Annotated in this window: 10 protein-coding genes; 5 read left to right on the plus strand and 5 right to left on the minus strand. The window is 65.3% G+C overall.

All coding sequences use genetic code 11. The features are described from left to right. Together hpaD and AC5RWT_RS20145 are read left to right on the plus strand one after the other, a co-directional pair. On the plus strand, positions 1 to 1063 hold a 1063-nt coding region (hpaD, locus tag AC5RWT_RS20140; RefSeq protein ID WP_494081719.1), incomplete at its 5' end, for a 3,4-dihydroxyphenylacetate 2,3-dioxygenase. 181 nt (positions 1064 to 1244) lie between these two features. Further along, a complete protein-coding gene (locus AC5RWT_RS20145) occupies positions 1245 to 2093 on the plus strand; it encodes a Rieske (2Fe-2S) protein (protein WP_494045721.1) in 849 nt (282 codons plus the stop codon). 1 nt (position 2094) lies between these two features. On the opposite strand, the gene AC5RWT_RS20150 is transcribed toward AC5RWT_RS20145, so the two are convergent. From AC5RWT_RS20150 to AC5RWT_RS20160, 3 genes are all read right to left on the minus strand, one after another. Then, on the minus strand, positions 2095 to 3570 hold the full coding sequence (locus AC5RWT_RS20150) for an MFS transporter (RefSeq protein ID WP_494081731.1): 1476 nt from the start codon (positions 3568 to 3570) through the stop codon (positions 2095 to 2097). A 131-nt stretch (positions 3571 to 3701) separates the two neighbouring features. Further along, complete coding sequence (locus AC5RWT_RS20155; RefSeq protein WP_494081720.1) at positions 3702 to 4220, minus strand: hypothetical protein; 519 nt, start codon at positions 4218 to 4220, stop codon at positions 3702 to 3704. A gap of 15 nt (positions 4221 to 4235) precedes the next feature. Next, positions 4236 to 6152, minus strand: coding sequence for a primary-amine oxidase (locus AC5RWT_RS20160; protein WP_494081721.1), 1917 nt, complete (start codon positions 6150 to 6152; stop codon positions 4236 to 4238). 151 nt (positions 6153 to 6303) lie between these two features. Between AC5RWT_RS20160 and AC5RWT_RS20165 the strand changes: the two genes are divergently transcribed. Then, positions 6304 to 6900, plus strand: coding sequence for a TetR/AcrR family transcriptional regulator (locus AC5RWT_RS20165; RefSeq protein WP_494081722.1), 597 nt, complete (start codon positions 6304 to 6306; stop codon positions 6898 to 6900). 208 nt (positions 6901 to 7108) lie between these two features. Beyond that, the gene (locus AC5RWT_RS20170; RefSeq protein ID WP_494045863.1) at positions 7109 to 8035 is read left to right on the plus strand and encodes an AraC-like ligand-binding domain-containing protein; all 927 of its coding nucleotides are present in this window, start codon (positions 7109 to 7111) and stop codon (positions 8033 to 8035) included. 5 nt (positions 8036 to 8040) lie between these two features. Here the strand turns inward: AC5RWT_RS20170 and AC5RWT_RS20175 are convergent, their stop codons facing one another. Both AC5RWT_RS20175 and AC5RWT_RS20180 read right to left on the minus strand, forming a co-directional pair. After that, entirely contained in the window at positions 8041 to 8580 is a 540-nt protein-coding gene (locus tag AC5RWT_RS20175; protein WP_494045862.1) for a TetR/AcrR family transcriptional regulator, read from the minus strand. A 122-nt stretch (positions 8581 to 8702) separates the two neighbouring features. Further along, on the minus strand, positions 8703 to 11024 hold the full coding sequence (locus tag AC5RWT_RS20180) for an aminotransferase class III-fold pyridoxal phosphate-dependent enzyme (protein ID WP_494081723.1): 2322 nt from the start codon (positions 11022 to 11024) through the stop codon (positions 8703 to 8705). Positions 11025 to 11238: 214 nt separating this feature from the next. Here AC5RWT_RS20180 and AC5RWT_RS20185 point away from each other — a divergent pair, with 214 nt between their 5' ends. Next, positions 11239 to 12015, plus strand: coding sequence for an SDR family NAD(P)-dependent oxidoreductase (locus tag AC5RWT_RS20185; protein WP_494045715.1), 777 nt, complete (start codon positions 11239 to 11241; stop codon positions 12013 to 12015). Positions 12016 to 12234: the final 219 nt, after the last annotated feature.

Genomic DNA, 12234 nt, shown 5'->3' on the forward strand with positions numbered 1-12234 from the left:
CCCGGACATCCTGCGCTGCGCCTACATGGAGATCGTGGTCACCGACCTGGCCAAGTCCCGCGCATTCTACGTGGACCTGCTGGGCCTGCACGTGACCTACGAAGACGACGAGGCCATCTACCTGCGCTCGTTCGAAGAGTTCATCCACCACAACCTGGTCCTGCGCAAGGGACCGATCGCCGCCGTGGCTGCTTTCGCCTACCGCGTGCGCAGCCCGGAAGACGTGGACCGCGCCGAGGCCTACTACCAGGAGCTGGGCTGCCGCACCGAACGCCGCGCCGAAGGCTTCGTCAAGGGCATCGGCGACTCGGTCCGCGTGGAGGATCCGCTGGGCTTCCCGTACGAGTTCTTCCACGAGGTGGACCATGTGGAGCGCCTGCACATGCGCTACGACCTCTACTCTGCCGGAGAACTGGTGCGCCTGGACCACTTCAACCAGGTCACCCCCGACGTCCCGCGCGGCCGCAAGTACCTGGAGGACCTGGGCTTCCGCGTCACCGAGGACATCAAGGACTCCGACGGCGTGACCTACGCGGCCTGGATGCACCGCAAGGGCACCGTGCACGATACCGCCCTGACCGGCGGCAACGGCCCGCGCATGCACCACGTCGCTTTCTCCACCCACGAGAAGCACAACATCATCCAGATCTGCGACAAAATGGGCGCGCTGCGCATGTCCGACCGGATCGAGCGCGGCCCCGGCCGCCACGGCGTGTCCAACGCGTTCTACCTGTACATCCTGGATCCGGACGGCCACCGTGTGGAGATCTACACCCAGGACTACTACACCGGCGATCCGGACAACCCCGTCATCACCTGGGACGTGCACGACAACCAGCGCCGCGACTGGTGGGGCAACCCGGTGGTCCCGTCCTGGTACACCGAGGCCTCCCTGGTACTGGACCTCGACGGCAACCCGCAGGAAGTCGTCGAGCGCACCGACAGTTCCGAGATGGCGGTGACCATCGGCGCCGACGGATTCTCCTTCACCCGCGAAGACGACGAGGACGGCACCTTCCGCGGCCAGGCCGCCAAGGGCTTCAAGATCGGCAACCAGGTCTAGTTCCTTCAGGCCCGCTTGAATAACGACGCCGGTGGGCGGCTTCCTATGGAGGCCGCCTACCGGCGTCTGCGCACCCTTGCCGCTTCCGCCCGCCGATGCAACACTGTCAGCTACTGGGGGGCCGGTCAGCGGCCGACGGGGCTGCCCGTTGGCCACCGCTCTGAGGGGAAGAGGAACGCCCATGTCTGCTCTGCACAAGCTGATGGCACGGATCGAACACGCCGAGGCACTGGACAAGGTCGCCCAGCCGGTGGCCGGCCTGGTGGGCCGGATGGTTAAACCGCGGCCGGTCAGAAACATCCTCAGCGGCAGCTATTTGGGGCATCCGCTGCACCCGCTCATGACCGACCTGCCCATCGGCGCGTGGACCATGGCGACCCTACTGGACACGGTGGGCGGCCGCGGCGCCGAGCCCGCCGCCGACCTGCTGGTCACGGCCGGGATCCTGACCGCAGCGCCCACCGCCTGGGCCGGACTCAACGACTGGTCGGATACCCAGGGCGAGGACCGCCGCGTGGGCATCGTGCATGCCGCCGCCAACGCGTCGGCACTGGTCTGCTTCACCGCATCCCTGGTGGCCCGCCGGAGCGGCCGCCGCGGGGTCGCCAAAGTGATCGCCTTGGGCGGGTTCGGCCTGCTCATGTCCGGCGGTTACCTCGGCGGCCATTTGAGCTACTCGCGCGGGGTGAACGTCAACCACACGGCGTGGCGGGAGGGTCCGGCCGAATGGACCGGTGTCCTGGCCGAGAGCGAGCTGACCGATGGCGCGCCGCAGCTGGCGCAGGTCGGCGACCTGTCGCTGGTCCTGTATCGCAGCGGCGACACGGTCCGGGCGCTGGACAGCGTCTGCAGCCACATGGGCGGGCCACTGGACGAGGGCACGGTGGACGATGGGTGCATCACCTGCCCCTGGCACGGCAGCACGTTCCGCCTGGCGGATGGCAGCGTCGTCAGAGGCCCTGCCAGTTCCGAGCAGCCGGCCTACGAGACGCGCGTCCGCGAGGGACACATCGAAGTCCGCCTCCGCTGACTCACCTGCTGCCAGACCGCAGCACTGATGCACGCGAGCCGCGGCGGGCATCGGACACGGCCATCACCAGCGTGGCCATGACCGAGACCGCAGTGACACAGAGTCCCGCGGTGATGGCCGCGGTCCAGCCCGCCGCGGCTTGGACGGAAAAGGCGACGGCGGTGATCACCGCGATGCCCACGGCGGTGCCGATCCGCTGCGACGTCTGCAGCACTCCCCCGGCGCTGCCGGAATACTCCAACGGCACCTCGGCCAGGGTCAGCGTTTGGTTGGGAGTAATGATCAGTCCCTGGGCCATACCGATGAAGGACAACGTCAGCAGCATCCACCAGATGCTGAGCACGCCGGCGGCCTCCAGTTGGATGACGGCGATGGTCAGGCCCAGCCCCAGCAACGCGCAGAGGATTCCGACGACGATCGACTGCCGCCCCTGCTCCAGCACCCGCTTCCCGGACCAGTGCGAGGCATACGCGCCTAGCAGGGCGGCGGGCAGGCCGATCAGCCCGGCCTCGAGCGCGCTGCCGCCCAGACCTTGCTGGATGTAGAGCGCCACCAGCACCCACACGCTGGTCACACCCATGAAGTACAGGCCGGCAATCACGGAGCCATTCGAAAAGCTGTGTGTGCGGAAGATCCGCAGGTCCACCATCGGACTCCGGCCGCGCCCTCGGTAGGCGTGTTCCCACCACGTCCACAACGCCAACAGTGCCGCACCGCCGGGGAGCAGCAGCCAGATCCAAGGACCGGTCCCGCGTTCCACGAACGGCAGCAGCAGGGCCAACACCGCCAGGCCCAGCAGCACCGCTCCGAGCGGATCCAGGTCGCGATCGGCTCTGGCTGCATCCGCGCTGCCGGCGGCGCGTCGGGGCTTGAACCACAACAAGGCGAGCACGATGGCCAGGATCCCGACCGGGACATTCACCAGGAATGTCCAGCGCCACCCCTCCTGCACGCCGACGAACTCAATGATCATCCCGCCGAGCAACGGCCCGATGGCCACCGAGACGCCCACCACGCTGCCGAGGGCGCCGTAGGCACGGCCGCGTTCCGCACCGCGGAAGTACTGCTGGATCATGCCCACTGCCTGTGGATTCAACAGTCCGGATCCCAGACCTTGCAGAAAGCGTGCGATGTTCAGGCTGAGCGGGTCGGGAGCCAGCCCCGCGGCCACCGAGGAAAGCGTGAAAATCGCGACGCCCGCGATGAACAACGGCCCGCGGCCCAGAATGTCGCCCGCGCGGCCGGCGGCAACCAGCACCACACCGAAGGTCAGGGCGTAGCCGGAAAGCACCCATTGCAAGTCCGAGTCGGAAGCCCCCAGCCCGATCTGGATGGACGGCAGCACCACATTAACAATGCTGACGCTCACCAGCGACATGAAAATGGCCACCAGCAGCACGGCCAGGATCCGCCAGCGGCCGGGATCCGGAACGAAGCCGGCCTCGGCGCCGTCAGGGCCGGCGGGGCCGACCGAGATTCCGGCGGCTGGGCGGTTCTTTGGAGCGGAGTCGGAGTCTGGGGTCACCCCTTATTCATACGCCGGGTTCACCCCGCTGCCAAACGGTAAGGGCCTTCCCGCTGCAAGCGGGCCTCGACCTGTTTGCGCTTCTACTGGCGCTGGCGCAGTCGGTGCAGGTAGATGGCCGCGGACACGGCCGCTACGAGTTCCAGCAGGATGACGCCCAGCAGCATCTCGGTGTGCTGAAGGCCCGCTGTCAGCGACGCTGGCCCGACAGCGGTTCCGGCGTGACCGCCGGCAATCGCAGCGCTCGCGGCGGCTGCGGCGATCCCGTGCCCGGCGTGACCTCCGGTATGGGAGCCGGCAAGGGAGCCGGCCCCCGTCAGCAACAGGGTGTGGAAGGCTGCCATGGCCAGCGCCGCGAACATCAGCATCCGGGCCGGCCGGGCCCCGCCGTGGCGCCAGGTCTTCAGCGCGCATGGCAGGCAAAAGGCGGCCATGACCAGCATCAGCAGGCTCTGCCACGGAGTGTCCAGGTGCTGCCAGGCCATCCACAGGTGGGCGGCGATGGATACGAAGGCGACCACGGCGCACAGCCGGGCCATCAGCACCAGCCGCGCCCCGCCGTCGTGCTGTGCCGTGGATTCCAACTGCGCAACCGTGGTCATTTCCTTACCCCCTGATTAGCGGTGGCAGTGCCCGCCGGCGGCAGGCGTGTTCGCCGGCACATCCAGCACGGGGCTGCGGTCGAAGAAACCATCCGGGCGGAGCCTGAAACCGGCCGTGTCTACCGGCATAATGGGCCAGTCCTCCACCCGCGGGTAGTGGGTGAGGCCGAAGGTATGCCAGAGCACAATGTCCTCGCCGTCGATGTTGCGGTCCTGCGCCACGTAGGCGGGCAGCCCGGCGCCACCGGCATGCTGGTTCACGAAGTCGCCGGTCGGATAGCGCTCATCCTCGGCGTACTGGGTGACCCACAGGCCCTTGGCCGCGAAGGCCGCGCGCTTGGCCACCGACGACTCCGGGTCGGCCAGCAGCGTGGGCTGGCCCTGCGGCATCAGCTTGTAGGCCACCGGTTCGCCCAACCTGTTGGTGGATTCCGGGTTGGAGATGTGCCAGGTCCGCCCGGCGGGCATGTTGGCTTCGCGGACACCCTCGGACTCGGTCTTGAGCAGGGTGCGACGGCGGCTGAAGGCATTGCCTCGCTCGTTGCCTTCGCCGAGGGGAACCCGCACCACCTCTTCTTCCTCGACCCTGTTGGTGAAGCCGTCCAGCGCCATGTCCAGCCGGGCCGAGAACAGGTGCTGGTGGAACGGCGCACCCAAGCCCGGGGCCATCTCGGAGGCGTATTCGTAGCCCTTGCCCGGGTAGGCGCTGGTGAACACGATACCGGTGGCCTTGGCCTCGAACTCGATGGTGCCGTCCAGGTAGAGATACCAGTAGAAGCCGTAGTCGTAGTTGCCGATGGTGGTGAAGAAGGAGACCACCATGCGCCGGTTGCGGCGCGTGTAGTTGATCCCGGTCCACAGGTCGGAGTGCTTGGCCAGGATGGAGTAGTCCTCTTCGTGCATGCAGATGCCATTGCGGATCTCGCGCGGATTGCCGAACCCGTCAGCGATCACCGGCGAAAGGTAGGTGATCTCGCCCAGGCAGTCGCAGCCCAGTTCCAGCGAGTTGGCGTACTGGCCCACCAAGTATTCGCCGGTGTCGAAGTAGTTCTGCCAGGAGCGCACCGGCGACGGGTCGCCGTACGGGACCACCATTTCCGCGATGGAGGCCCGCTTGATGATGGAGCGGGTGCGGTCGCCGTCTTGGAAGCCGATGTTGTGCAGCACCACGCCCTCGCGGACATCGAAGCCGACGTCGAAGGACCACTTCTCCCACTCGATGTGGTTGCCGCCGGTGACCGTGAAGCTGGGGCCTTCGGGCTGGGTGATCTCGATGGGCTTCTGCGTGGTGCGGAGCTCGCCGGTCAGCTCCGGGTCCGTGTAGTTGCCGTGCTCGGCCGGAACGGGCATGGCGCCGAAGTCCAGCACCTGGTCCACGGTCTTGCTCACGATGTCCACGTAGGCCACGAGCCCGTCGATCGGGTGCGCCCAGGCACTGTCCTCGGGGAAGTTTTGGTAGAACGCCAAGCCGCGCAGGATCCGTCGGCCCTTCTCCTCCGGGTACTCGAACACGCCGGCGGAGAGCGGTGCGACGCGCACCTTATCGATTTCCAGACCGCGGTCTGCAATGGCCCTCAGCCAGCGCTCATCGGTAGAGAGTATCGCTTCAACAACCTCGAACTCCTCCTCCAGCACCGGCAATTCGCCGGTCACCGAGGTATCCAGCTCGGCCACCGTCAGGACCTTGCCGGAAGTGACGGAGACGGTCACGTCCTTCGGCGCGGCACCGGTGACATCGAGCAGGAAGGCCCGGAAACGCCGGTCCTCCAGCGCTTCGCCGCCGCGGCGCGGCGGGTCAAGCTGCCCGAGATAGGCGAAGCGGGTGTTCTCCCCCGCCAGCCCCGCCTCGGCCAGGATGGTGCGGACGGCGGTGATTTCTTCGGCGGAGGCCAAAGCATAGGAGGAAACTGTGGCGGCAGCAGCGGTGGTCATAGCGGCCCTTTCAGGAACGACTGGGGAAACGCGGGCCGGAAACCAGCTGTGACCGACACCACGTTCTTTTTTCTATGTTCGTAGAGAATAACCCTCAGTAGGATTCATGGCAAGGGTTTTTTCTACGCACGTTTTATCAGGAGGCCGGCCGGTGCCGAAGATCGTCGACCACGACCAACGCAGGATCGAACTGGTCCAGGCCACGTGGCGGATCATCGCCCGGTACGGCATCGACGGTGCCACCATGCGGGAAATCGCCACGGAAGCGGGTTTCGCCAACGGCGCCCTCAAGCCCTATTTCCCCACCAAGGACGACCTGCTGGCTTTTGCGTTCGGCTACGTCTTTGACCAGACAAACCGACGGGTGGCCGATTCCATCCGTGGCCACAGCGGCCTGGACGCCTTGCGCCGCTACTGCATGGAAGTCCTGCCGGTCACCGACGTGACCATCAGCGAGGCCCGGCTGGTCATTCCGTTCTGGCAAAAGGCGCTGAACGACCCGGACAAGGCCGCACTCCATGCCGACTCGATGGAACGTTGGCGCGAGGACTTCATGCGCTTCCTTGCCGAGGCGCGTGAGGCTGGCGAAGTTCACGCGCAGGCCAGTGATGACGTCCTGGCAGGGCAGCTCATGTCCTTCCTGCTGGGCGCGCAGATCACCGCTTCCCTCACTCCGGAACACCACTCCCCTGAACAATTGACCGAGCATCTGGACAGCTGGCTACGGATGGTCTCGGCAGATTCCTGATCCAATTCTTTTTTCGCCGGTTGTGGAAAATAGATGACAACCTGGCTGAGCAGGCGCTATGGTATGGGGACTGTGTTGCACGACACACTTGATCCCGGTTCCAAGCGAAGGGGCCACCGTGACCATTACCTACCCCGAACGCAGCACCCGAAGCCAACCCGGCACCGCCAGCACCGCCGGTGATTTCGGCGGCTCCGCGCCTTCCTCCGTGCAGGTTGCCGAAGCCCGCTCGTTTGCCGAGTGGAATACGCTCATTTCCGAGTCTTTTGTGCCCCTGCAGGCCCGCACCAACTTCCCCACCGGCTTCCGCGGCCGCCTGCGGTCCCGCGTCCTCGACGAATTGTCGGTGGTGGAAGTGACCGCGAACAGCCACAAAGTGCTGCGCACGCCGGCGCTGATCACCCGGTCCGACCGCCTCTACTACAAGCTCAACCTGCAGCTCTCCGGCACGGGCATGCTTATTCAGGACAACCGCGAAGCGGCACTGCGCCCGGGTGACCTGGCCGTCTATGACACCCACCGGCCCTACACCTTGGAGTTCGACGACGACTTCCGCACCTTGGTGTTGATGTTCCCGCACGACGCGCTGGACCTGCCGACGGACTCGGTTGCCCAACTAACGGCCGTCCGGATGGCCGGGGATGCCGGCATCGGCCGGATGATCAGCCCGTTCATGGTGCAACTGGCGGACAACCTTGAGCTGCTCTCGGGCCCCAGCGGCCACCGGCTGGCCCATAACGCCGTAGACCTGCTGGCGACGCTGTTTGACAGCGAACTGCACAGCGGGGACGGGCCGCCGCAGCGCGGCCACCATGGCGAGTTGCTCGCGCGGATCCGCCAACACATCGAAGCGAATCTGGGCGACCCGGAGCTGACACCGGCGGCCATCGCCGCAGCCCATTTCATCTCCACTCGGCACCTGCACAGCATTTTCCACGACGCCGGCACCACGGTGGCCGGTTGGATCCGTGCCCGCCGGCTGGAACGCTGCCGCCGCGACCTGCGCGATCCGCTCCAGGCCGACCGCCCAGTCGGCGCCATCGCGACCCGCTGGGGCTTCACCGACGCCGCCCATTTCAGCCGGGTCTTTCGCGGTGCTTTCGGGGTCCCGCCCAGCACTTACCGGCGCAGTTGAGCGAGTCAGCGGCCGGCGACGGCTTGCAGAAGCTGACGGAACGCTGTGAGGTTCCGGGACGCCGTTGCTGGTTCACGGGCAGCATCAATTCCGGCTTCGCGGATGGCACCGATGAGGAGCCCTGCAACCGCCTCGATATCGATGTCCGCACGCAGGTCCCCGCGTTCCTGGGCTTGCTGGAGCTCGCCGACAAACATGTCGAGGGTATGTTGCGAGGCGCTGCCTCGGCGCTTGCCGATCCCGAAGTGCTGGGGCCCCGAGACGTTGTAGAAGAAGCCCAGCTCGCGCCGAGCGGCAAGGGCGAGCATGGCACGCGGGTAGGCGCAGAGCTTTTCGATCCAATCGTCTTGCCCTGAGGCGTCTCGCTCCGCTGCCTCTATCAAATCCTGGCCAACGGTCCTATAGGCCTCGGCCAGAACGTCGGCACGGCCCCCCGGAAAATGTGCGTAGAGGGTTGCCCGCGACGTTCCGGCCCGTGCGGTAATCCGATCGATGGTGGCCGACTTCTCTCCCAAGGCATCGATGATGTCAATGGCTGAGCGCACCAAGTCGTGACGGGTTTGCAACTGCTGCCGCTTGCGGAGCGGAAGGGGCAGCTCAGCAAGCTGGATCCCCGATTCACTATCCCCTCGGCGTGCCGTTGACGGACTCGAATGATCGTCGGCGTTCATACGTGGACGGCTTCTGCACGGGTCTCCGCGGCGAGTGCCACGTCGAGGGCGTCTATAACGCGGTCCAGTTCGTCCCGGCCAATCACGAGTGGCGGCCGGATCTTAAGGATGTTGTCGTTCGGGCCGATGCGGCTGATCAGGATCCCTTCCCGCACAAGAGCTTCGACGATCCGTTTGGCCAAGCCGGAATCCGGTCGGCCGGCATCGTCAACAAGTTCCAAACCGAAAAACAGACCTCGCCCCTTCGCAGAGGCGGCCCGGGGATGGCTGGTTACCAAGTCTTCGAGCCGGCGGGCGACATGCCGTCCGAGTTCGCCGGAGCGGGCAATCAGCCCGTGTTGGGTGATCTCGTTCAGCACGGCTTGGCCGGCGGCCGCAGCGGTGGCGGTGCCGGCAAAAGTATTGAAGTACATGTTGGCGCTGCTGAAGGACTCAAGGATTGCTGCGGTGGTGACCACGCCGCCGAGCGGGTAGCCATTGCCCAACGGCTTGCCGAGCGTGACCAGGTCCGGCTCGATGCCGGTCGCCTGGTGCCCCCACCAAACATCACCCAAACGGCCCAGCCCGGTCTGGACCTCATCTGCAATAACCAAGCCGCCGGCCGCACGAATCCGTTCGACGACCCCCTCGAGGTACCCCGCAGGCACACGGGGCAGACCCTCGGTGGAGAACGCCGGCTCGATGAGGAGGGCAGCCACGCCGTGGCCGGATTCGACAAGGGACGCAATGGCCTCGTCAATCGCCGCCAAAGCGCGGTCCAGTATGACTCCTGAATCCGCGTGCTCCCCCTCGCTATCGAGATCCGGTACGTGTATAGGCCGCACGTGGTCGCCAAATGGCTCCGAGACTGTCAACCCGGTCGTCAGCGCGGCGAGCGCAATCGTGTTGCCGTGGTAGCTGTGGTCGGTGACGATCACGCCGCTGCGGCCGGTCATATGCCTCGCAATCCGGATGGCAAGCTCGTTTGACTCGGATCCGCTGTTCGTGAAGTAGACGCGTTCAAGCGGTGCGTCGAAGGTGCCCAAGAGCTGCTCGGCGTAGTCCACGATTGGTTCACTGAGATATCGCGTGTGGAGATTGAGCGTATTGAGCTGCCGGCATACGGCATCTGCAACCCGAGGATTTGCATGGCCGACCTGCGGAACATTGTTGTACGCGTCGAGGTAGCGGTTTCCCTCCGAATCAACCAACCACACTCCGTCACCGGACACGAAGTGCAGCGGCCGGTCGTAGAAAAGTGGCGAGTAGGGCCCGATGGTCGCAGCCCGGCGGGCGAGGAGGCTAGCGTCCTGCGGGGCACGCTGCCCTTCCTGCCGCTGCCTATCGGCAGCCACGTACTCACGGCACATATCCACGACCACGGGCAGAACCTCGGAGTGCAGAAAGACGCTGGTCTCATCTCCCGGTCGATCGGCGGCCCATCCCAGGTAGGTGAGGCCCCGGGCGAGGATGAACGTGTCCAAGTCCTCGAGGGCACGCTCCGGGATGTCCGCATGTTTCCGGTAACCGGCCAGCAGCGCCTGGCGGCACTCCACTGCTTGAGGGTGACGGTGGTACCAAAACAGAATGGTGGCCAGATCAAACAGCCACCAGCCTTCTCCAAAATCGTCAAAGTCAATGAGGACGTGCTGTCCCCCCGCGGTCAGAACGTTCTCGGGCGTGAAGTCAGCATGGATGACGCCGTAGAATTCGGGCGCAGTACCCAACTGATCCAGGCGTTGGCCGATGCGTCGCACGGCCGCGTCGATCGCATCGCGTTCATCATTGGTCCTCGCCAGCCGGCGGGGATCACCCCAGAGGGCTGCCGCTCCAGCAAGCCCCTCGGCGTCCCACGCCGGCCTGGAGTAACCGGAAACCTTCCCAATTCGACGCGATGCCAGATGGAACGTGGCGCAGAGTTCGCCGAGTCGCGCGAAAACTTCTGCCGCCATGGCTTCTTCGCCGAGCCATGCCGCTCCGGCATCGCCCAAGGGCTCGCCGCCTGCAACCCACCTCTGTACATCGACGTGGTGAGTCCGCCCCGTACTGTCAGGAACAGCTGCGAACAGGGAGCCAGCAACGGTCCGGACGATTTCTGAAACAGGGAAGCCTTCGGCGCGTAGAGCGGTCATGAAAGCGCCTTCGGTGCCTACTTCGTCGTCAGTCCGATGACCCAGCCGATGAATTCGGAGCGCACAGGCGGCTGGCCCCTCGGACACGCGGAAGACGACGTTTTCGCGATGTTTGACGAAGTCGATCATGGCGTCTTCCGCTATCCCGAACATCGGTAGAGCGTTGCGGGCGATAGTGAGGGCTTCCTCACGGGACAGCTGTGACATGGGGCTCCTCGGCTCGGAGGTCTGGGATGTAACCGCGACTATACCCCTAGTCCAGTCAAAAGGAATAGGGTCCGTCTCCATCTACTGTTCAGACTCCAGGTCCAGTGAATGGACTGCTATTCCATCGCGCGCCCACTGTTAGTAACTTGTCTCACAACCAATCAGCGAAAGCCGAGAGCCAGGCAATCGCCGGGCCTAGGGAGTTGGAGCACATATGTCACTTTCAGCCACTGAGGGCAGCAACCTGCCGCAACGCGTCGTCGTTACGGGCGGTTCGTCCGGCATCGGCCTCGCCGTGGCGCGGCTATTCGCACTGGAAGGTTCACAGGTTGCCATCGTTGGCCGGAACCAGGACCGGCTGGACGCGGCCATCTCTGAACTCAAACTCGTCGGACCGTCGCGAGTCGTGTCCGCACGCGCAGATGTCGCCGAAGACCCTCAACTGGAAGAGGCGATGGGAGGAATCGCCGGCAAGTTGGGTGGCATCGACGCGCTCGTCTGCTGCGCGGGTATCGAGGGTGAAATGGGAGCGGCGTGCGAGGACGTCAGTTCCAAGAGCTTTCGGGAGGTCCTCGACGTCAACGTCGTCGGCACATTCCTTGCGGTCAAGTTTGCTCTTCCATTCCTCAGGCGCGCAGAGGGCGGCAGCGTGACCATCGTCGGCTCTGACTCCGGCTTCGTCGCGGTGCCGGGCATGCTTGCGTACAACGCGTCCAAGGGCGCACTCGTCCAAATGACACGGGCGCTGGCCGTAGAACTGTTCGACGAGTATGGGATCCGGGTCAACAGTGTTTGCCCGTCGATCGTTGATACGCCCATGGCGCGCCGCGGCCTGGGCGAATCCATGGATGACCCGTCTTTTCCCCTCCAGTCGGCCGACGACATTGCCTGGAGCGTCGGCTACTTGGCCTCCCGCCGGTCCCGCGCCATCAACGGAGTCAACCTGCTGTCCGACTTTGGCTACACCGGCCGTTCCTCCTTCCCGGCATAACCGGCGCCAGCGCCATGCAGCCGGGAAATCAGTGACTTTCGGGCACGCATTGTCTAGCTTCATGCACGGAATGACAAGCCAGAACCGCGGTATCCGGCGCAAACTGGCTCTATTAGTCCGGGAGCTAGATGTGTTGCACGGTCAGGGTAGTTGACTTACAGCTCATCTGCGTCGTAGGCCGAGACCTCGATGTAAAGATTCGCCACTGGCCGTGCGATT

The sequence above is a fragment of the Arthrobacter sp. Dra40 genome (assembly GCF_059091905.1).

Bases quoted from the DNA above. Each gene is read 5' to 3' on its own strand.
- AC5RWT_RS20145 (WP_494045721.1), top strand. From the start codon at position 1,245: ATGTCTGCTCTGCACAAGCTGATGGCACGGATCGAACACGCCGAGGCA.
- AC5RWT_RS20155 (WP_494081720.1), bottom strand. From the start codon at position 4,220: ATGACCACGGTTGCGCAGTTGGAATCCACGGCACAGCACGACGGCGGG.
- AC5RWT_RS20160 (WP_494081721.1), bottom strand. From the start codon at position 6,152: ATGACCACCGCTGCTGCCGCCACAGTTTCCTCCTATGCTTTGGCCTCC.
- AC5RWT_RS20180 (WP_494081723.1), bottom strand. From the start codon at position 11,024: ATGTCACAGCTGTCCCGTGAGGAAGCCCTCACTATCGCCCGCAACGCT.
- AC5RWT_RS20185 (WP_494045715.1), top strand. From the start codon at position 11,239: ATGTCACTTTCAGCCACTGAGGGCAGCAACCTGCCGCAACGCGTCGTC.